A 21,267-nucleotide genomic window follows, 5' to 3' on the forward strand; every position below is an offset into this window, starting at 1 on the left:
ATGAAGATGACAAAAAGACCAGAAGATACAAGAGTTGTGGTCGGTATGTCCGGAGGAGTCGATTCATCAGTTGCCGCTCTTATGCTAAAGGAGCAAGGCTATGATGTCATCGGCATATTTATGAAAAACTGGGATGACACTGATGAAAATGGTGTTTGCACAGCAACGGAAGATTATGAGGATGTCATCCGCGTGTGTAACCAAATTGGAATCCCATATTATGCAGTGAATTTCGAGAAGCAATATTGGGACAAAGTGTTTCAATATTTCCTTGATGAATATAAAGCGGGCAGAACGCCAAATCCAGATGTCATGTGTAACAAAGAAATTAAGTTCAAGGCATTCCTTGAGCATGCATTGTCACTTGGTGCGGATTATTTGGCAACAGGACACTATGCCCGTGTTGATAGAACTGGTGATGAAGTCAAAATGCTGCGAGGTCTTGATGCAAACAAAGACCAAACGTATTTCTTAAATCAGCTGACTCAGGAACAACTTGATAAAGTCATGTTCCCAATCGGTGATTTAGAGAAAAAAAGGGTTCGTGAATTGGCAAAAGAAGCAGAGCTCGCAACAGCAACGAAAAAAGATTCAACAGGTATCTGCTTTATTGGAGAAAGAAACTTTAAAACGTTCCTCAGTCAATATTTGCCTGCACAGCCTGGTGTGATGCAGACAATGGACGGAGAAGTAAAAGGGGAACACGATGGACTGATGTATTACACGATCGGTCAGCGCCAAGGACTTGGCATTGGCGGCAGTGGTGATCCTTGGTTTGTCGTTGGGAAAGACTTGGAGAAAAACATCTTGTTTGTTGAACAAGGCTTCCACAATCCACTTTTATACTCTGAAAGCATTTCAGCTGTTAATATCAGCTGGACTCGTCCTCATATTGTCGGGGAAAACGGTGAATTAACGTGCACAGCAAAATTCAGATACCGTCAAGAAGATCACCATGTGAAGGTCAAAATGACAGGTGAGCAAGAAGCGATGGTTATTTTTGATGAGCCTGTTCGTGCTGTTACTCCGGGACAAGCAGTTGTTTTTTATGATGGTGACGAATGTCTTGGCGGCGGTACAATTGACGATGTCTTCAAAGATGGTCAAAAGCTGTCGTATGTGTAGCATGTTTTCAAAACCTCAACGTCGCTGTTGAGGTTTTTTAATGAAAGGATGAGAGAGCGAATGAATCATAACGAAATCGGCATAGAAGCCTTGAATCAAGGGAATATCGAAAAAGCAGCTGAAGCTTTTACAAAAGCGATCGAAGAAAGCCCGAAGGATCCGGTTCCATATATTAACTTTGCGAACTTACTTTCAAGTATCAATGAATTTGAACGTGCTTTAAACTTTTTTCAAAAAGCAATTGAACTTGATCACACTGCTGCCGCAGCCTATTACGGGGCAGGAAATGTGTATACATTAAAAGAAGACTTTATGAAAGCGAAAGATTATTTTGAACAAGCACTAAAAGCGGGCATGGAAAATAGTGATTTGTTTTATATGCTTGGGCAGACGCTCATCAAATTAGAGCAGCCAAAGCTTGCGATGCCGTATCTTCAGCGTGCCGTTGAACTAAACGAAGAAGATAATGAAGCTAGATTCCAATTTGGCATGTGCTTAGCCAATGAACACATGCTGGAAGAAGCGGTGACAACTTTTACTGAAGTCATCACGCGTGATCCGCAGCATGCAGACGCCTTTTATAATTTAGGGGTTGCGTATGCGTACTTAGAGAAAAAAGACGAAGCGCTTGAGATGCTGGGTAAAGCCATTGACGTGCAGCCTGACCATATGCTTGCACTACATGCGCAAAAGCTGATTCAAGAAGCAGAATAGATGGAAGGAGGGAAGACCTGTGCAGGAACATCCAGATCAAATGAAGCTTGAGGACGAACCGTTTTTAAAGGGGACCATTCAAGCCGTTATTTTCCATAATGAAAGTAATTTATACTCGGTGTTAAAGGTGAAAGTCATTGAAACATCGGAAAACTTAGAGGAAAAAACAGCATCTGTCACAGGCTACTTCCCCGCACTTCATGAGGAGGAAACCTACACCTTTTATGGCAAAGTCACAAGCCATCCGAAATTTGGTGAACAGTTTCAGGCCACTCATTTTCAAAAGGAAGTACCGACAACGAAGCAAGGAATCATACATTATCTCTCAAGTGATTTATTTGAGGGGATAGGAAAAAAGACGGCGGAAGAAATTGTGGGACAGCTTGGCAATCAGACGCTTCATAAAATTATGCGTGACCCAGCTGTTTTGTACGATGTACCGCGCTTATCCAAAAAGAAGGCGGATAAGCTGGCCGCAGCGCTTCAGGAACATCAAGGACTGGAACAAATCATGATCAGCCTGAATCAATATGGCTTTGGTCCGCAGCTCAGCATGAAGATTTACCAAGTGTACGAGAGTGAAACGCTGCAAAAGATCGAGGAAAATCCGTATCAGCTTGTTAAGGATGTTGAGGGGATCGGATTTATTAAGGCGGATGAGCTCGGCGCTAGAACAGGCATCTCAGGTAATGATCCAGAGCGGATTCGCGCAGCCTTGCTATATACAGTGGAGACAGCCAGTCTACAGGACGGTCATACGTACATACAAACGAAAGATTTGATCGTCGAAACCCGCAAGTTGCTCAACCAAACAGGCAATGATTACAAAGTGACTGAAATGGATGTTGCCAATCAGATCATTGCACTTGGCGAAGGAAAAGAAATGATCATTGAAGATGACCGCTGCTATCATCCATCCTTATTTTACGCGGAGCAAAGTGTTGCCAAACGCATTCAAAAAATCGTCTCCCAAACAGAATACGCGGATCAATTTCCTGAATCAGAATTCCTGCTTGCACTTGGTGAGCTGGAGGAGCGGTTAGGCGTCCAGTATGCACCGACTCAAAAGGAAGCGATTCAAAAGGCACTCATGTCCCCGATGCTGCTTTTAACAGGTGGACCTGGTACAGGGAAGACGACAGTCATTAAAGGAATTGTCGAGCTTTACAGTGATCTTCACGGTGTATCTCTTGATCCAAGTGATTATAAAAAAGATGAATCCTTCCCATTTGTACTTGCGGCACCAACTGGCCGGGCGGCTAAACGGATGACAGAATCAACAGGGCTTCCAGCTGTCACCATTCACCGGCTGCTAGGCTGGAACGGTTCGGAGGGCTTCTCGCATGATGAGGAACAGCCGATTGAAGGAAAGCTTGTCATCATTGATGAATCAAGTATGTTGGATATTTGGCTGGCGAATCATTTGTTTAAAGCCATTCCTGATCATATCCAAGTGATTATGGTAGGGGATGAACATCAGCTTCCGTCTGTAGGACCCGGTCAAGTTTTAAGGGATTTGCTTGCCTCAAAAGCTGTGCCGGCTGTTACTCTGACAGATATTTACCGGCAGGCAGACGGCTCAACTATTGTTGAACTTGCCCATGATATGAAAAATGGTGTGCTGCCAAAGGATATTACTGCACGCTCAAAGGATCGGTCCTTCATTCAATGTTCAGCTGATCAAATGAAAGAAGTCATTGAGAAAGTCGTCAGCAATGCTGCTCAAAAAGGGTTTTCGGCAAAGGACATTCAAGTACTCGCACCTATGTATAAAGGAAAAGCAGGCATCAATGAGCTCAACAAAATGCTGCAGCACATTTTGAATCCTAAAAAACCAAAAGGAAGAGAAATCCCGTTTGGTGATGTGGTGTACCGGACTGGTGATAAGGTGCTTCAGCTTGTGAATCAGCCGGAGAACAATATTTTTAACGGCGATATCGGCGAAATTGTCTCGATTTTTTATGCAAAAGAAAATACAGAAAAAGAAGACATGGCCGTGATCTCCTTTGATGGAAATGAAATCACCTTTACGAAAAAGGATTTTCATCAATTTACTCATGCCTATTGCTGCTCCATCCACAAATCACAAGGCAGTGAATTCCCCATTGTTGTGCTGCCAGTTGTGAGGAGCTATTACCGAATGCTTCGGCGGAATCTGCTGTACACAGCGATTACACGAAGTAAAAAGTTTTTAATATTGTGCGGCGAGGAATCAGCGCTGGAGTGGGGCGTGAAAAACAATGAGGATTCCCTCAGACAAACGTCCTTAACGATGCGGCTTGTGCAAACCGAACAAATCATGGATGCAGAACTTGAAGCGCTCCAAAAAGAGCTTCCGTTTAGCGTACATGACGCAAATATTGGCATGGAGGGAATCACTCCGTTTGATTTTATGCATGAGTAGAAGGCTTCCATACGGAAGCCTCAGCGTGTAGACAAACCCTCGCATTCGTTGTCAATCCTGCGCTCCGGTGCTCACGAATGTCAAATTCGCTCCGCTCCGATGCTCGTCTTTCCTAGACTGCAAAGGTTTTCTATCACGCTGAAAAGAAGACAAAGGGCTAAAATCAAGATCATTTTAACCCTTTGTCAACAATCTGAGGCTTCCATACGGAAGCCTTTTAGCGTGGAAAGAACTTCTTCCATTCCGTTCATGGAAGCCATTTCTTCGTATGAGTCATGAAGCAAACGCACACGATAAGACTGTTCCGCAAAAGGTGGTTGAGCACATTTTGAGAACATGCCGAGAACTTGAAGGAATGACGATCTATTCAGATGAGCTGTCCCAATCGCTTGGTTCCATAAAAGATATTTGCTTTTTAGCCGGAGGCAGCTGCGGAGGATATGTGTTAGAGGGGAAAAAGAAAGACTGTGCACTCATTCCATTCTCTGGATTTGATCAGCTGACAGACAAAGGTTTATATGTGAGCTGCCAGGAGGGAGTAGGCATGGATTCCTCTGCTCCATTCTTGTTATTTTCGAAATTAAAAAAGAAAATGATGCAGTCGCCTGATGGTGAAAATTTAGGCATTTTGGAAGATGTATACTTCTGTACAAATTCGGGCACAATCGTAGCATATGAACTCTCGGACGGCTTCTTTACAGAGCTATCAGGGATTCGGAAACAGCTGCAGGCTGCCGGAACCTTGATGAACGTTCAAAAGGAAGCACTGGTTCTAAACCGAACGTAAAGAGGTGCTGATTATGCTCATTTGCCCAAATTGCAAATGTAAAGACATCGGAAAAATTGGGGTCAATCAATATTATTGCTGGGGCTGTTTTATTGAATTGACGCTGTCAAAAGGCAAAATATCGACACACCAAGTGGAGGAAGACGGGACACTAAGCAGCTTAGATGATCTGTTTAGTGACGATGAACGTTCAATTCAACTATAAGTGTTAAGGGGGAATTTCGAATGGGCAAAATGACTTCTTCACTATTAACGCTTGGTGCAGGTGCACTTGCATATCACTTTGCAAGCCGATATGATATGCCATCAAAGCGGGATATGAAAAAGCTAAAAAAACGTGTTATGAGAATGATGTAAACACAAAAGGGCTAAAATGAATCTCTATTTTAGTCCTTTGTTTTTTTTCAGACCAGGACGCAGTGTTTGTCTATAAGCTGAGGTGTTACGCTTGCCTGTATTCTAATCGTCTTGCAAGAATGGATAAGCTGAAATTGACGACAAAATACATCATAGCCGCCAATAGGAAAATCGGCAGTAAATAGGATTGGCTTTGACCGTTTAATATTTGTGCGTGATGTAATAATTCTGGAAGCGCAATGACGACGGCAAGCGACGTATCTTTTAAAAGAGATATGAATTGACTGACAATTGGCGGCACCATTCTGCGAAGTGCCTGCGGCATAATAATCATTTTCAATGTTTGAATATAGGTTAAACCAGAAGACCTGGATGCTTCGATCTGACCCTTATCAATTGATTTAAGGCCGCTTCGAATAATTTCTGACAGCATCGCGGATTCAAACACAGTTAAAGCCGCAATGGCAGAGGCTGTGATGCTTAGCTTGATGCCGATTTCAGGCAATGCAAAATACGTGAAAAAGATGATCAGTAAAAGCGGCAGGTTCCGAATAGTTTCTACAACAACCGCAAGCACTTTTGATAAAACCGGGATTTGAGCGAACCGCAATGTGCCGACGACTAATCCAATGATAAAGCTCAAAATGATGGAGATAAAAGCCACTTTTAAGGTGACAGCAAATCCTTCAAGTAAAAAGGCGAGATGATCAGGCTGGTAGGCACCTATAAAATCCAAGATATTTCCTCCTCTCTAGTGGCTTCTTGCTAATCTTCTTTCTAAATAACCAACGCCTAGACTAAGCGGAATGGTTAATAGCAGATAGAACATGGCAACAAAGATGTAAACATCAAACGTCACAAATGTTCTAGATGCAATAAGGTCACCTTGATACATGAGGTCAAACCCTGCAATGACACCCAAAATCGAGGAGTTTTTGACAAGGTTAATAAATTGATTGCCAAGAGGGGGAATGACGATTTTAATCGCCTGCGGCAAAATGATATACCGCATCGTCCCGCCATATGACAGACCTGAAGCGCGGGCTGCTTCCATTTGTCCAAGCGGTACAGCTTGTATCCCTGCGCGAATGGCTTCAGCAATAAAGGCAGACGTATAAATGGCAAGAGCAATCGTCCCAGCAGTAAAGCCATCTGCTACAATACCTAGCACGGGTAAACCAAAGAAGAAAACAAAGGTGATCAATAATAACGGAATATTCCGAATAAATTCCACATAAGCCGTTCCGAACCAGTTGAGCGGCCTAAATGGCGCAATTCTCATAATGGCAATGAGTGTACCGATCAAAAAGCTTCCAATCAGAGCAATGACACTTGCACCAATGGTATATTTAAAGCCTTCTAAATAAAGATGAAAATTTTCAGTGAGAATGGAAAACCGCAGCAATCAGTTCACTTCCTTCCTGATCAACAGGGGAGCCATTGAGCGGCTCACCTGAGGCATTGATGTTAACCAATCAAATGTTATTCTTTGATCCATTTTTTAAGAATTTTGTCATATTCACCATTGTCTTTTAACGTTTTTAAGGCTTTATTGATCGCATCAGTTAATTCTTGATCCCCTTTTTTCACAGCAATGCCATAAGGCTCATCTGTAAAGGTGCCGCCGACCACTTCATAATTTGAATCTTCATCTGCCATACCAAATAAGATCGCATTATCAGTTGTCAGCACTTGCCCTTGATTTGATTTTAATGCTGTAAAAGCCTCTTGATAGTTCTCAAATTCTAATACGGATACTTCAGGTGCTTTCTCACGGATATTTTGAGAAGAAGTAGATCCTTTCACGGCCAGCACCTTCGTTCCTTTTTTAAGATCATCAATGGATTGAATGTCGCTTCCTTTTTTCACAAGCAGTGATTGTCCTGCTTCAAAGTAAACATCTGAGAAATTGACTTCTTTTTTACGCTCTTCTGTAATTGTCATGGTCGCAACAATCGCATGGATATCCCCTTTTTGAAGCAAAGGAATTCTTGTTTTAGATGTCACTTCCTTAAATTCTGCTTTTCCTTCATCGCCGAGTATTTCCTTTGTGATGGCTTTTGCAATATCAATATCAAATCCTTCAATATCACCGCTGCTCGGATTTTTTAGACCGAATAGACGTGTGTCATTTTTTACACCGAAAATGATTTTTTTGTCTTTCTTAATGGTTTCTAATGAGCTTCCTTGTTTTGCATCAGTTGAACCTTTTTCTGTAGATCCACAAGCAGTCAAAGCGGCGATGCAGCAAGTCATAAAGAGCAGCAGGCCAAAGCGTTTCATTTTTTTCATTAAACCATTCCCCCTAGTGATTTAAAATACGGCTTAAAAATAATTGAGCACGTTTCTCTTGCGGTTTTTCATAAAATGCAGCCGGTGTTGATTCTTCAAGAATTCTGCCCTCATCAATAAAGACAATGCGGTCGGCCACTTCACGGGCAAAGCCCATCTCATGCGTGACAACAACCATGGTCATGCCTTCACGGGCCAGCTGCTTCATCACATCTAATACCTCGCCGATCATCTCTGGATCAAGTGCAGATGTCGGTTCGTCAAAAAGCATCACCTCTGGTTTCATCGCAAGCCCTCTTGCAATGGCAACGCGCTGCTGCTGTCCGCCTGAGAGTCGTGAAGGGTAGGTGTCTGCTTTTTCAGGAATGCCGACTTTATTTAAATAAAATTCAGCTGTTTCCTTTGCTTCTTCCTTGCTCACTTTTTTGACCTTCATCGGCGCAAGCATAATGTTTTCAAGCACCGTCTTATGCGGATAGAGGTGAAAATGCTGAAAGACCATTCCGATATTTTGCCTGACAAGATTGATGTTGGTCTTCGGATGCTGAACAGACACTTGGTTGACGAGAACTTTTCCCGCATCAATGCTTTCAAGACGATTGATACACCTGAGCATCGTGCTTTTACCAGATCCTGAAGGACCGATGATCACAACAACCTCCCCTTTTTGAATATGTAGGTTAATGTCCTTAAGTACATGGAACTGGCCATAATGCTTGTTGACTTCTTCGAATGTGATCATGAAGAACCTCCTCTTGTGTTTCATTGGCTAAAGCTAAAGTGGATTCTAGCACAACTTGTGTAAAAAGAAGTAAATGATGGAATATTTTCTGACGAGATTTTACAGCAAATAGTGACTTTGGATGGAGCTGTATGATTCATGTGTATTCATTTTTAACAAAGTTAGGACAAATTTTATTTACGTGGATAATTGCAGAAGATGGTTAAACAATAAGAAAAGAGGTGAAAAAGGTGAAGAAACGTCCGATCCAATTTCTGATATATGCTGCAGGGATCTTGCTTGTCCTTGCATCCTTGCTCATTTTACTTCAGCTCGACGAGTTATGGATGCCTGTTTTTTTATTGCTGAAGGCGGTTCTCATTCCGCTTCTCATCGCCATTTTTATTTCTTATCTGCTTTATCCGATTGTGGAAAGACTTCATGCACGAGGGCTGCCGAGAACAGTCAGTCTCTTACTCATCTATGTCCTGTTTTTTGGCGGGATTGGGTTTGCGGTTTATAAAGGAGCGCCTGTGATGATCGCACAGTTAAATGAGCTGTCAGAACAAATTCCTGTCCTCGCCGAAACTTATAATGGCGCTTTATCACATATTCATCGTCATACGAGCCACTGGCCTGACGGACTTCACGACCGCTTGGACCGCTTCATTGTTCAATTGGAGACATATGCAGCCAATAGTGCTGAGCGGATGATTCTTAGCTGTAAGGTTTTATTTGATTACGCATTAGTCGCAGCACTCATTCCTTTTCTTGTTTTTTATATGGTGAAGGATATGAACACGATGAAGCGGGCGGCATGGTATTTAACGCCGCCATCATTTAGAAAGAGGGGAAAAGCTTTTGTCAAAGCAGTGGATGAATCGCTTGGTGATTATATTCGAGGGCAGCTGCTTGTTTGTTCTTTAATCGGGGGTGCAGCAGCCATTGTGCTCTGGCTTTTTCATATCCCGTATCCGCTTGTTCTTGGGATGCTGATAGGGGCAACGAACGTGATTCCTTATTTTGGACCGATTATTGGCGCAGTTCCTGCCATCTTTATTGCGTTTACCATCTCGGTGAAATCGGTCATCATTGTACTAATCACAGTAGCGGTGCTGCAATTTTTAGAGAGTAATGTCCTCAGCCCAATCATTGTAGGGCGAAGTCTTCATATGCATCCTGTCGTCATTATGCTTGTCTTGCTTGCAGGAGGAGAGCTGTTTGGCTTAATTGGGATGATTTTAGCCGTACCAGCAGCTGCAATTATCAGGGTGATCATTGTGCAATATATCCTGATGAGACGAAGCGTTCATTGACAAGACGAGCCGAGTTGTCTATAATAATTTCGATTCATACATATTGAAATTCAATGACGGACCCGAGTACGTTAAAAAGCTGTTGCAGAGAGAGGCTTTATTTGCTGAGAAAAGCCTTATCAGACCTTTAACGGAAGCTAGTCCCGAGTGCAGATAAACACTGCCGCTCTCTTCCGGCGTTATCGGATGTGAAGGTGATAGACGAATTTGTCTATAATCAGGGTGGTACCGCGAGAACATCTCGTCCCTGTGTAAGTCGTTTTGTGCTTGCATAGGGCGGGATGTTTTTTCGTTTGTGTGGAGATTGATGAATGATAAGGGAGGATTTTTGAATGAAAACTTTAACTTCAGCTCAAGTACGTCAAATGTTTTTAGACTTCTTTAAAGAAAAAGGACATGCTGTAGAACCGAGTGCGTCTCTTGTACCGCATGACGATCCGACACTTTTATGGATCAACAGTGGTGTGGCAACATTAAAGAAATACTTTGATGGTCGCGTCGTACCTGAAAATCCGCGTATTTGCAACGCGCAAAAATCGATTCGTACGAATGATATTGAAAATGTAGGGAAGACAGCACGCCATCACACGTTCTTTGAAATGCTTGGCAACTTCTCTATTGGTGACTACTTTAAAGAAGAGGCCATTGAATGGGCGTGGGAATTCCTCACAAGTGACGAGTGGATTGGCTTTGATCCGAATTTGTTATCTGTGACAGTCCACCCAGAGGACGAAGAAGCGTATATCCTTTGGAGAGATAAAATTGGTGTGCCTGAAGAACGTATTATCCGTCTGGAAGGCAACTTCTGGGATATAGGCGAGGGCCCAAGCGGACCGAATACAGAAATTTTCTATGACCGCGGTGAATCATACGGTCACGACATGAACGATCCAGAATTATATCCAGGCGGGGAAAACGAGCGTTATTTAGAAGTATGGAATCTCGTGTTCTCTGAATTCAACCATAATCCAGATGGATCATACACACCACTGCCGAAGAAAAACATTGATACAGGTATGGGTCTTGAACGAATGGTATCTGTCATTCAAAATGTGCCGACGAACTTCGATACAGACCTATTCATGCCAATTATTCGCGCAGTCGAAACGATCTCTGGAGAAAGCTATGGCGAAACAAAGGAAAAGGATACAGCATTCAAAGTGATTGCTGACCACATCCGGACAGTTGCCTTTGCTGTAAGTGACGGAGCGCTTCCTTCCAATGAAGGCCGCGGATATGTATTAAGACGTTTGCTGCGCCGTGCTGTGCGTTATGCAAAAACGATCCATATCCACCGTCCGTTTATGTATGATTTAGTGCCAGTTGTTGCTGAAATCATGAAAGACTTCTACCCAGATGTACAAGCAAAAGAAGAATTTATTGCGAAAGTCATCAAAAACGAAGAAGAACGTTTCCACGAAACACTGAACGAAGGGTTAGCCATTTTGTCAGAAGTGATCAAAAAAGAAAGAGACAAAGGCAGCTCAAAAATTTCAGGTGAAGATGTATTTAAGCTGTATGATACGTATGGATTCCCTGTCGAGCTAACAGAAGAATACGCAGAAGATGAGAACATGACAGTTGATCGAGAAGGCTTCCAAGCGGAAATGGAGAAGCAGCGTGAACGAGCAAGAAATGCGAGACAAGATGTCGGCAGTATGCAGGTTCAAGGGGGCGCTCTAGGCGATATTAAAGTAGAAAGCACCTTCGTTGGCTATGAAAATCTAACAGCAGATGCCCGTATCATTGAATTGCTTCAAAATGGTGAAATTGTCTCGGAAGCACATGAAGGAGACACGGTGCAAATCTTGTTAGATGAAACTCCATTCTATGCGGAAAGCGGCGGACAAGTAGCGGATAAAGGGACACTAAAAAGTGCAGAAGCCATCATTGAGATCAAAGATGTGAAAAAAGCGCCAAACGGTCAGCATGTCCATGAAGGAGTCGTCGTAAGCGGTACGGCTCAAAAAGGTCTCGAAGTCACTGCAGAAGTGGAATCAGCTCTTCGAAAAGGTATTGTGAAAAACCATACAGCGACACACCTTCTGCATCAGGCGCTAAAAGATGTATTAGGCAGCCACGTGAACCAAGCAGGGTCATTGGTGAATGAAAACAGACTTCGTTTTGATTTCTCTCACTTTGGACAAGTGACGAAAGAAGAATTGTCTCAAATTGAAAAAATCGTGAACGAAAAGATTTGGGAAGGCATTTCGGTTGCGATTGACCTGAAGCCAATTGCTGAAGCAAAAGAAATGGGCGCAATGGCGCTGTTTGGCGAAAAGTATGGCGATATTGTCCGCGTAGTCCAAGTCGGCGATTACAGCATCGAGCTATGCGGCGGCTGTCACGTGCAAAACACTGCGGAAATCGGTTTGTTTAAAATTGCGTCTGAGTCGGGTATTGGTGCTGGAACACGCCGTATTGAAGCTGTGACTGGTCAAGGTGCCTATGAAGAATTAAATGACCAGCTGGCGATTTTAGAACAGGCAGCAAATGAGCTGAAGTCAAATACGAAGGACGTTCCAAAACGAATCGCTTCATTACAGGCGGATTTAAAAGAGGTTCAAAGAGAAAACGAATCTCTTCTTGCGAAATTAAGCCAAGCAGAAGCAGGCTCTATTTTAGAGAAAGTGACTGAAATTGGCGGAGTAAAAGTATTAACTGAAAAAGTAAATGCTAAAGACATGAACCATTTAAGAACAATGGTTGATGACTTGAAAGCTAAATTAGGATCAGCTGTCATCGTCCTGGGAGCCGTTCAAAACGGAAAAGTAAACATTTCAGCAGGAGTGACAAAAGACGTGATCGAAAAAGGTCTGCATGCAGGGAAGCTTGTGAAGCAGGCAGCTGAAATCTGCGGCGGAGGCGGAGGCGGACGTCCAGATATGGCACAAGCAGGCGGAAAACAACCAGAAAAACTTGAAGAAGCACTGGCATCTGTCGAAGAATCTGTCAAATCCGTTTTATAATCAGGCGATGTAGTGTAGAATAATGGTATTAGATGAGCGGTTAGAAAAAAGCTTGCTAGTAGAATGTTGGAAGAGAGGTGCAAGAAGCAGTGAGTTCATTTGATAAGACAATGAAGTTTAACTTCTCTGATGATTCAGCTGAAACCAATGTGAATGAAGTGCTCATTACAGTTCATGACGCACTCCAAGAAAAAGGATACAACCCGATCAATCAAATTGTCGGATACTTGCTGTCAGGCGACCCTGCTTATATTCCAAGACATCAGGATGCACGCAACCTAATTCGTAAACTAGAACGAGACGAATTAATTGAGGAATTGGTTAAATCGTACTTAGAGACACATAAAGAGGCGTAAAACATGAGAATTTTAGGCTTAGATTTAGGCACGAAAACCCTTGGTGTTGCGATCAGTGATGAAATGGGATGGACAGCGCAAGGGATTGAAACAATTAAAATTGATGAAGCAGGCGGAGACTTTGGTCTCAGCCGCCTGTCTGAGATTGTTGCAGAATATGGAGCGGATAAAATTGTACTTGGCTTTCCAAAAAATATGAACGGCACGGTCGGTCCTAGAGGCGAAGCCAGCCAATCATTTGCGAAAGTGCTAGAAAACACGTACAATGTTCCTGTTGTGCTTTGGGACGAGCGTCTGTCAACAATGGCAGCGGAAAAAATGCTCATCTCTGCAGATGTGAGCAGACAAAAGCGTAAAAAAGTCATTGATAAAATGGCGGCTGTTATGATCCTGCAAGGATATTTAGACAGCTTAAATTAAAATGAGGTGAATCAAATGGAACACGGAGAAAAGCAAATTACAATCGTTGATGATAATGGAAATGAACAGCTTTGCGAAGTACTATTTACTTTTGAAAGCGACCATTTTAACAAATCTTATGTTCTTTACTACCCAATTTCTGAGCAAGACAATGAGGAAATTGAAATTCATGCATCAAGCTTCACACCGAACGAAGACGGTGAAGATGGCGAGCTAGAGCCGATTGAAACGGATGAAGAGTGGGACATGATTGAAGAAACGTTAAACACGTTCTTAGATCAAGAAGACGAAGAATAGAACGAATAAAAGGCCTGTGAACAGATCTTCTTGATCTTTCTTCACAGGTCTTTTTTTACGATCATTATGTTAACTTAAATTTATTTCATGTTGACATAATGAACTGTACCTTTTACTCTATTTTTAACAATAAATTGAGTGAGGGGCATGAATATTGAGAATTCAAGATATGATGCAAATAGCGTTAATGACAGCGGTTATCGGGATGTTAGGCTTGATCCCGCCGATTTTACTGACATTTACACCTGTACCGATTACATTGCAAACCGCAGGTCTTTTGCTTGCTGGGGGGCTGTTAAAGCCAAAGCAAGCACTGATCAGTTTATGTCTTTTTCTTTTGGTTGTGGCAGCAGGCGCACCTCTTTTGTCAGGTGGGAGAGGCGGGATAGGGGTCTTTTTTGGTCCAAGTGGTGGTTTTCTTCTTGCTTATCCTGTTGCTGCCTTCATGATCAGCTTATGGGTGAACCGGCTGAAAAAAGTAACCGCACTGCGTCTTTTTGTGATCTATGCGGTTTGCAGTATTGTGATTTTGTATATGAGCGGTATTCCTTTTCAAGCCATGATGATGCATATTAAGGTGTCGCAGGCGGCTTTCCTTAGTTTGATTTATCTTCCAGGTGATCTCATCAAAGCGGGAATGTGCGCTTTCTTTACGGTCAAAATCATACAGGCCATGTCCTATCGAAAAAGGGATTTGCCTAAAGGGAGGCGAGCAGTTTGATCAGAATAACGGAAAGCTATGCAGTACATGCAGAAATGAAACGAGATCAGATTGCCATCATAGATGAGCAAGAAAGCATTACATATGAAGATTGGTATGAACGTGTGCAGAGAGCGGCACAGTGGTTACAAGGAACGGATTATCAGCAAAAAAGAATCGCTTTTTTATTATCAAATGGTGCTTCTTTTCTTCAAATATTTGCGGGCGCTGCTTGTGCAGGGTGGACAGCCGTTCCGCTTGATCCGAGATGGAGTCATCAAGAATGTGTCGAAAAGCTCTTGTTAAGTGAGGCGGATCTCGCCATTATAGAGGATCGATTGATGAAAAGATTTGAACAGGGAAGCGTGGACATGCCGATTCTTTCTTTATCTGAATGGAAGGAAAGAATGAGCTTTCTCACAGACAGACCATATAACACCTGCGATACCGAGAAGGACCCTGTCTTTTATATGGGATTTACGTCAGGTTCAACAGGCTCACCGAAAGCCTTTATTAGACGTCAGCAATCATGGATCGAGAGCTTTCGAATGACAGCTGCTTCATTTGGAATCACTCATCAAGATCATGCTCTTATATTAGGTACACTCTTATCCTCTCACTTTTTATATGGTGCCATCAGTACATTATACTTTGGCGGCACAGTGACACTTTTAGAAAAATTTGTGCCGGGAAAAGCGAAGCAAGCCTTAGAGACAGGTGATATCACCGTGATGTATACTGTCCCAACAATGACAGAAACGTTACTGCAAATCGATGCTTTTAAAGAAGACAATCCGCTTCTTGTCATGTCATCGGGAGCAGATTGGAGCATCTCGTCAAAAGAACAGCTCGTCTCCAACTATCCACATATCACTTTTTTTGATTTTTATGGCACATCAGAGTTAAGTTTTGTCTCTTATTTGTCTTCAAATGACTTTCTGCAAAAACCTTCTTCTGTTGGACGGCCTTTCTCCTCCATTCAAGTAGAAGTAAGGCGGCCCGATCAATCTGTCTGTCAGCCAAATGAAACAGGAAGGATTTATGTAAAGAGCCCAATGACTTTTTCAGGCTACTTGCATGAGCAGAAACCGCCGCAGGAGTGGCTGACTGTTTACGATATGGGGTGGCTGGATGAAGACGGTTATCTGTATATGAGCGGTCGTGAGAATGGCATGATCGTCTATGGAGGACTGAATATTTTCCCAGAGGAAATTGAGCGTGTGCTAAATGAACAGCCAGAGGTGAAGCGGTCAATTGTGGTGGGCGTTCCTGACCCATATTGGGGTGAAATCCCTATTGCCATACTGGAGCAAGTGCCGCAAATAAAGGCGGTTCGACAAGCTGTTAAAGAAAAGCTTGCGGCCTACAAGGTACCAAAAAAATGGCTTGTGATTGATCAAATGATTGAAACATCCGGCGGGAAAATTGCCCGCGTGAGCATGAAAAGGTGGGCGGAGGAGCAATTGTCATGCAAGCGGTGATCGTACAAGCAAAACGAACACCCTTCGGTGACAAAAATGGGATGCTGAAAAATTATCGCCCAGAGCAATTAGCCGCTCCCCTTATTCGGCATTTGTCTCAGGACATGACACCGGATGACGTCATATTAGGCAATGTCGTCGGAGGCGGTGGAAATATGGCCCGTCTGTCCTCATTAGAAGCAGGGCTTCCTTTACACGTTCCCGGTATGACGATTGACAGGCAATGTGCCTCTGGTCTTGAAGCGATCCGAACAGCTTGCATCATGGTTCAATCGGGGGAGGGCTCGATGTATATCGCTGGCGGAACTGAGAGCATTTCCAGATCACCAATGAAAGAAAGAGCCCGCTTTTCACCGGAGTGGATAGGAGATCCACATATGGGAGAAGCAGCAGAGCTGACCGCGTCGGCATTTTCTGTTACAAGAAAAGAACAAGATGACTATGCCCTTTTAAGCTGGGAAAGGAGTTTAGCCGCATTTAAACATGGTACATATGCAGAAGAAATCGTTTCGGTAGACGGGCTGAGTATAGATCAAGCAGCTGCTAAAATAAGACCAATGACAAAGCTGATCAAGCGGGCAAAACCTGTATTTTTGCCGGGGAAAGGAACTGTGACCACCGCCAATAGCTGTAAGGAAGCAGACGGAGCAGCTGCTGTCGCTGTGATGGAAAGATCGTTAGCGGAAGCAAGTGGATGTAAGGCGATGCTGCGGTATGCCGGAAGTGCTGTGACAGCGATACATCCTCATTTTCCAGCTGCTTCACCGATTGATGCGATCAAGAAACTTTTACATCAAGAGAACATCAAGGCAGAGGAAGTGGCGCTTTTTGAAATCAATGAAGCATTTGCGCTGAAAGCAGCACTTATTGCCCGCATGCTGGGGATACCATATGACCGGATCAATAGAAGAGGCGGTGCACTATGCCTTGGGCATCCATACAGCGCGTCAGGAGCTGCTATGATGGTGAGATTATTTTATGAAGCGCACACCTTACCGAATGGAAGCTATGTCATGGCTGCTATTGGAAGCGGTGGCGGTGTTGGTTTAGCCGTTTTGTGGCAAGTTTTGTCATGACATGCATGAGCAAGGAATTGCCGAACTCCGTCGAATCATGTACTATAAAAGCTAGATGTGAGGAGGGCCATGCATGTTTTCAGAACAAAAGAAACGACCATTCTTCAAAAGAAAAATGGGGATCGTCCTGTTATCTGTCCTTGCTGTCATCATCATTGCAGCATTATCAGGCTTTTTATATGTTAAATCAGCACTCGGACCGGTCGATCAAAAAAGTAAACAAACGATTAATATTCATATTCCAAATGGGACATCTGTGCGCGAAATTGCGGGCATTTTAAAAGAAAATGGGCTCATTTCGAATGACACGATTTTCACTTATTATGCGAAATACAAAAATGCGTCCGGCTTTAAAGCGGGTTATTTTCATTTGAAACAAACAATGGACGCAGACACGCTGATCAAAAAGCTGACATCTGGCGGAACAGATTACGCCTTTCAGCTTGTGATTCCAGAGGGAAGACAGCTATCTGATATTGCAGCGATTATTGCAAATCAGACGAATTTTTCAGCGAAGGAAGTTGAAGCAAAGCTGGATGATCCTGCTTTTATTCAAACACTAATGAAAAAATATCCGAAAACCGTGACATCACAGGTGAATGGGAAACAGGTGAAACATCCGTTAGAGGGTTACTTATTCCCTGCTACGTATCCATTTTATCGTGAGGATGAATCACTCGAGACGATCATTGAAACGATGATTAAACAAACAGATCAATACGTGAAAACGTATGAAAAAGACATGAAAAAGAGAAACATGTCCATACATGATGTGTTAACGATGGCATCACTCATTGAAATGGAAGCAACAGAAAAGACAGATCGGGCAAAAATCTCAAGTGTATTCTATAACCGGTTGAAAAAGGACATGCCGCTTCAAACTGACCCAACCGTTCTTTATGCACTTGGTGAGCATAAATCCCGCGTTTATTACAAAGACCTAAAAGTGAAATCTCCTTATAACACGTATAACAACAAAGGGCTGCCGCCTGGACCTATTGCAAATGCTGGTGAATCCTCTTGGAAAGCAGCACTGCATCCAGAGAAAACGGATTACGTTTACTTCCTTGCGAAGAAAAATGGAGAAGTCGTATTTACGAAAACGTTAAATGAGCATAATAAAGCAAAAGCGAAATACATTACAGGCAGCAATTAACGTACAAGTGAATCGAAAAAGACTGTAGACAATACGAGATTGCCTGCAGTTTTTTTCGTTGGAATATCCATTTTATAGGTTCGCAATTACCACTTCTTTGTGGTAAAATATATCGGGTTGTTTTTACTTAGATGAACGAAAGATTGACGAGAAAGAGAGCTGCAATAGGCAGGACTCTTCTTTTTCAGGTCATGAAGGAGCTAGACAGATAATGACTATCGAAGATGATCGAATAAATGATTATATTGAACATTTAATTCACCCAAGTCCTGATGCAATCGCTCAATTAGAGATATATGCAAAAGAGCATCATGTGCCAATTATGGAAAAGGTGAGCATCGAGCTTTTACTGCAGCTTCTTTCGATGAAAAAGCCGAAGAAAATTCTTGAGGTTGGGACAGCGATTGGCTATTCCGCCATTCGAATGGCAACAGCTCTGCCAGATGCTGAGATTTATACGATTGAGCGAAATGCAAAGCGCTATGAAGAAGCGACACGGAACATTGAGGAATTAAAGTTAAAAGAAAGAATACACGTGTTTTTTGGTGATGCGATGGAATCGGCTAAAACGGTCCAAACGATGGCGCCCTATGATGTGATTTTTATTGATGCTGCAAAAGGGCAGTACAAGCGTTTTTTTGAATTGTTTGAACCGATGCTTGCTCATGACGGAATGATTATTACAGACAATGTATTATTCAAAGGCTTAGTGGCAACGAATTATGAAGAAGAAATTGAAGATAAACGAAAAAAACAATTAATTGGAAAAATTGATCGATACAATCAATGGCTCATGTCAAACCCTGATTTCCAAACGTGCATTATTCCAGTTGGAGACGGGATCGCCATTAGTACAAAAAGAGGTGACCAATCATGAAGAAACCAGAATTGCTTGTAACGCCAAGCAGCGTGTCAGACGTCATGCCATTAATTGAGGCAGGAGCTGATGCATTCTTAATAGGCGAACAAACATACGGTATTCGTCTTGCGGGTGAGTTTTCAAGAGAAGATGTGAAACAAACGGTTGAGCTTGCACATGCCCATCACAAAAAAGTGTATGTGGCGATGAATGCAATTTTTCATAATGACCGCGTCCAGCTGCTTGGAGATTATTTAACTTTTCTCGATTCATTAAACGTGGACGGTGTCGTCTTTGGAGACCCAGCCGTGATCATGGCTGCAAAGGAAACAGGAGTGAACCTGAATCTTCACTGGAGTACAGAAACGACTGGGACAAACTATTACACTTGTAACTACTGGGGTAAAAAAGGTGCATCGCGTGCTGTTCTTGCAAAAGAGCTGAATATGGACAGTGTGATCGACATCAAAGAAAATGCTGAAGTGGAGATTGAAATCCAAGTCCATGGCATGACATGTATGTTTCAATCAAAACGTACGCTCATCGGCAACTACTTTGAATACCAAGGCAAACAAATGGATGTCGTAGGCAGACATATGGAGGAAGGGCTATTCCTGCATGACCAAGAGCGTCAAAACAAATACCCTATTTTCGAGGATGCCAACGGGACACATATTATGAGTCCAAATGATGTGTGTATGATTGACGAATTAGAAGAGTTTGTTGACGCAGGCATTGACTCATTTAAAATTGACGGAATTTTAAAGTCACTTTCTTATATGACAGAGGTAACATCACTTTATAGAAAAGCAATTGATTTACTAACGACTGACAAAGACGCGTATGAAGATCAGAAAGAGGACTGGGTGAAGCGGATTGAAGAGATTCAGCCAGTGAATCGTTCGATTGATACAGGATTCTTCTTTAAAGAAACGGTTTATTAATATAAGAGGAGGCAGAGGAAATGGCATTATTGAAAGATGGTATTTCTGAAATGATTGATGGGAAACGTGTCATTACAAAAAAACCAGAACTGCTTGCACCCGCAGGAAACTTGGAAAAGCTGAAAATTGCTGTACATTATGGAGCTGACGCTGTTTTTATTGGCGGGAAAGAATTTGGGCTTCGCTCTAATGCAGATAACTTTTCAATTGAAGAAATGGCAGAAGGCGTCGCATTTGCAAACAAATATGGCGCACGCATTTATGTGACAACGAATATCTTCGCCCACAATGAAAACATGGACGGGCTGGAGGAATACCTTCAAGGGATTGAAGGTGCTGGAGTAGCAGGCATTATCGTAGCTGATCCACTGATCATCGAAACATGTAAACGTGTTGCACCGAAGCTTGAAGTCCACTTAAGCACACAGCAATCTCTTTCAAATTGGAAAGCTGTTCAATTTTGGAAGGAAGAAGGGCTTGAGCGTGTGGTGCTTGCACGTGAAACAAGTGCGCTAGAAATTAGAGAAATGAAGGAAAAAGTCGATATTGAAATCGAAACATTCATTCACGGTGCGATGTGTATCGCATACTCTGGCCGCTGCGTGCTCAGTAACCATATGACGGCAAGAGATTCTAACCGCGGAGGCTGCTGCCAGTCCTGCCGCTGGGATTATGATCTTTATAAACTAGAAGGTTCTGAGGAAGCACCTTTATTTGGTGAAGAAGATGCACCATTTGCGATGAGTCCAAAAGATTTGAAGCTTATTGAATCCATTCCTCAAATGATCGAAATGGGAATTGACAGCTTAAAAATCGAAGGACGGATGAAATCCATTCATTATGTTGCCACTGTTGTCAGTGTGTATCGTAAAGTCATTGATGCGTATTGTGCTGATCCAGACAATTTTGTCATTCAGCAGGAATGGTTAGATGAATTAGATAAATGTGCAAACCGTGACACAGCACCAGCCTTTTTCGAAGGCGTACCAGGAACAGATGAACAAATGTTTGGCATTCATGGAAAGAAAACCACATTTGATTTCGCAGGTCTTGTTCTTCATTATGATGAAAAAGAAAAAATCGTGACATTGCAGCAGCGTAACTTCTTTAAGCAAGGCGACGAAGTCGAATTCTTCGGACCAGAAATTGAGAATTTCACATGCAAAATTGAGACGATTTGGGATGAAAAAGGCAATGAACTAGATGCCGCTCGTCATCCGCTGCAAATCGTCAAATTCAAGCTTGATCAAAAAGTATACCCTAGCAACATGATGAGAAAGGGGAAATAACAGC

General features: G+C 42.7%; 22 protein-coding genes and 1 other annotated feature. Of the genes, 18 read left to right on the forward strand and 4 right to left on the reverse strand.

Going from position 1 to position 21,267, the window contains the following annotated elements; translation table 11 throughout:
• Nucleotides 1-6: 6 nt before the first annotated feature.
• The 6 genes from mnmA to AOQ70_RS19040 all read left to right on the forward strand — a co-directional run bounded on the left by mnmA (nucleotide 7) and on the right by AOQ70_RS19040 (nucleotide 5,387).
• Nucleotides 7-1,125 (forward strand): tRNA 2-thiouridine(34) synthase MnmA, encoded by a 1,119-nt coding sequence (gene mnmA / locus AOQ70_RS01960; RefSeq protein WP_039180282.1) that lies wholly within the window; start codon nucleotides 7-9, stop codon nucleotides 1,123-1,125.
• A gap of 60 nt (nucleotides 1,126-1,185) precedes the next feature.
• Nucleotides 1,186-1,839: a tetratricopeptide repeat protein gene (locus AOQ70_RS01965; protein WP_025092425.1), complete on the forward strand. Its 654-nt coding sequence runs from the start codon at nucleotides 1,186-1,188 to the stop codon at nucleotides 1,837-1,839.
• A gap of 19 nt (nucleotides 1,840-1,858) precedes the next feature.
• Nucleotides 1,859-4,243 carry an SF1B family DNA helicase RecD2 gene (recD2, locus tag AOQ70_RS01970; protein WP_024423121.1) on the forward strand — a complete coding sequence of 795 codons (2,385 nt, stop codon included), beginning with the start codon at nucleotides 1,859-1,861 and terminating at the stop codon, nucleotides 4,241-4,243.
• Nucleotides 4,244-4,511: 268 nt separating this feature from the next.
• The gene (locus AOQ70_RS01975) at nucleotides 4,512-5,030 is read left to right on the forward strand and encodes a PRC-barrel domain-containing protein (RefSeq protein WP_052196552.1); all 519 of its coding nucleotides are present in this window, start codon (nucleotides 4,512-4,514) and stop codon (nucleotides 5,028-5,030) included.
• Nucleotides 5,031-5,043: 13 nt separating this feature from the next.
• A complete protein-coding gene (locus AOQ70_RS01980; RefSeq protein WP_003216308.1) occupies nucleotides 5,044-5,235 on the forward strand; it encodes a hypothetical protein in 192 nt (63 codons plus the stop codon).
• Between the two features lie 20 nt (nucleotides 5,236-5,255).
• Complete coding sequence (locus tag AOQ70_RS19040; protein WP_064497881.1) at nucleotides 5,256-5,387, forward strand: YrzQ family protein; 132 nt, start codon at nucleotides 5,256-5,258, stop codon at nucleotides 5,385-5,387.
• A gap of 85 nt (nucleotides 5,388-5,472) precedes the next feature.
• On the opposite strand, the gene AOQ70_RS01985 is transcribed toward AOQ70_RS19040, so the two are convergent.
• The 4 genes from AOQ70_RS01985 to AOQ70_RS02000 all read right to left on the reverse strand — a co-directional run bounded on the left by AOQ70_RS01985 (nucleotide 5,473) and on the right by AOQ70_RS02000 (nucleotide 8,421).
• Nucleotides 5,473-6,123, reverse strand: a complete 651-nt coding sequence (locus tag AOQ70_RS01985; protein WP_059374669.1) for an amino acid ABC transporter permease — start codon at nucleotides 6,121-6,123, stop codon at nucleotides 5,473-5,475.
• A gap of 15 nt (nucleotides 6,124-6,138) precedes the next feature.
• Nucleotides 6,139-6,792, reverse strand: coding sequence for an amino acid ABC transporter permease (locus tag AOQ70_RS01990; protein WP_039180271.1), 654 nt, complete (start codon nucleotides 6,790-6,792; stop codon nucleotides 6,139-6,141).
• A gap of 77 nt (nucleotides 6,793-6,869) precedes the next feature.
• Entirely contained in the window at nucleotides 6,870-7,679 is an 810-nt protein-coding gene (locus AOQ70_RS01995) for a transporter substrate-binding domain-containing protein (RefSeq protein ID WP_059374671.1), read from the reverse strand.
• 13 nt (nucleotides 7,680-7,692) lie between these two features.
• A complete protein-coding gene (locus tag AOQ70_RS02000; protein ID WP_024423116.1) occupies nucleotides 7,693-8,421 on the reverse strand; it encodes an amino acid ABC transporter ATP-binding protein in 729 nt (242 codons plus the stop codon).
• A 230-nt stretch (nucleotides 8,422-8,651) separates the two neighbouring features.
• Between AOQ70_RS02000 and AOQ70_RS02005 the strand changes: the two genes are divergently transcribed.
• From AOQ70_RS02005 to AOQ70_RS02060, 12 genes are all read left to right on the forward strand, one after another.
• The gene (locus AOQ70_RS02005) at nucleotides 8,652-9,716 is read left to right on the forward strand and encodes an AI-2E family transporter (protein ID WP_059374674.1); all 1,065 of its coding nucleotides are present in this window, start codon (nucleotides 8,652-8,654) and stop codon (nucleotides 9,714-9,716) included.
• 44 nt (nucleotides 9,717-9,760) lie between these two features.
• Nucleotides 9,761-9,968 (forward strand) — a binding site (T-box leader).
• Nucleotides 9,969-10,048: 80 nt separating this feature from the next.
• Nucleotides 10,049-12,685: an alanine--tRNA ligase gene (gene alaS / locus AOQ70_RS02010; protein WP_059374675.1), complete on the forward strand. Its 2,637-nt coding sequence runs from the start codon at nucleotides 10,049-10,051 to the stop codon at nucleotides 12,683-12,685.
• An 89-nt stretch (nucleotides 12,686-12,774) separates the two neighbouring features.
• A complete protein-coding gene (locus tag AOQ70_RS02015) occupies nucleotides 12,775-13,041 on the forward strand; it encodes an IreB family regulatory phosphoprotein (RefSeq protein ID WP_008358522.1) in 267 nt (88 codons plus the stop codon).
• A gap of 3 nt (nucleotides 13,042-13,044) precedes the next feature.
• On the forward strand, nucleotides 13,045-13,461 hold the full coding sequence (gene ruvX / locus AOQ70_RS02020) for a Holliday junction resolvase RuvX (RefSeq protein WP_034279935.1): 417 nt from the start codon (nucleotides 13,045-13,047) through the stop codon (nucleotides 13,459-13,461).
• 15 nt (nucleotides 13,462-13,476) lie between these two features.
• Nucleotides 13,477-13,758, forward strand: a complete 282-nt coding sequence (locus tag AOQ70_RS02025; RefSeq protein WP_024423112.1) for a DUF1292 domain-containing protein — start codon at nucleotides 13,477-13,479, stop codon at nucleotides 13,756-13,758.
• 154 nt (nucleotides 13,759-13,912) lie between these two features.
• Nucleotides 13,913-14,479: a biotin transporter BioY gene (locus AOQ70_RS02030; RefSeq protein WP_059374677.1), complete on the forward strand. Its 567-nt coding sequence runs from the start codon at nucleotides 13,913-13,915 to the stop codon at nucleotides 14,477-14,479.
• Nucleotides 14,479-15,939 (forward strand): acyl-CoA synthetase, encoded by a 1,461-nt coding sequence (locus tag AOQ70_RS02035; RefSeq protein ID WP_059374705.1) that lies wholly within the window; start codon nucleotides 14,479-14,481, stop codon nucleotides 15,937-15,939. Before AOQ70_RS02030 ends, AOQ70_RS02035 begins: the two co-directional genes overlap by 1 nt.
• Entirely contained in the window at nucleotides 15,927-17,015 is a 1,089-nt protein-coding gene (locus tag AOQ70_RS02040; RefSeq protein ID WP_059374680.1) for an acetyl-CoA C-acyltransferase, read from the forward strand. The genes AOQ70_RS02035 and AOQ70_RS02040 overlap by 13 nt, the downstream gene beginning before the upstream one ends.
• Before the next feature lie 73 nt (nucleotides 17,016-17,088).
• Nucleotides 17,089-18,171 carry an endolytic transglycosylase MltG gene (gene mltG / locus AOQ70_RS02045; protein WP_039180252.1) on the forward strand — a complete coding sequence of 361 codons (1,083 nt, stop codon included), beginning with the start codon at nucleotides 17,089-17,091 and terminating at the stop codon, nucleotides 18,169-18,171.
• Between the two features lie 211 nt (nucleotides 18,172-18,382).
• The gene (locus AOQ70_RS02050; protein WP_039180249.1) at nucleotides 18,383-19,048 is read left to right on the forward strand and encodes an O-methyltransferase; all 666 of its coding nucleotides are present in this window, start codon (nucleotides 18,383-18,385) and stop codon (nucleotides 19,046-19,048) included.
• A complete protein-coding gene (locus AOQ70_RS02055) occupies nucleotides 19,045-19,974 on the forward strand; it encodes a peptidase U32 family protein (protein WP_059374682.1) in 930 nt (309 codons plus the stop codon). The genes AOQ70_RS02050 and AOQ70_RS02055 overlap by 4 nt, the downstream gene beginning before the upstream one ends.
• 20 nt (nucleotides 19,975-19,994) lie before the next feature.
• Nucleotides 19,995-21,263, forward strand: a complete 1,269-nt coding sequence (locus AOQ70_RS02060; RefSeq protein WP_059374684.1) for a peptidase U32 family protein — start codon at nucleotides 19,995-19,997, stop codon at nucleotides 21,261-21,263.
• The last annotated feature ends 4 nt before the right edge of the window (nucleotides 21,264-21,267 follow it).

Origin of the sequence: Bacillus sp. AM 13(2015) (genome assembly GCF_001518755.1) — a bacterium.
Taxonomy (GTDB): Bacteria; Bacillota; Bacilli; order Bacillales; family Bacillaceae; genus Bacillus; species Bacillus safensis.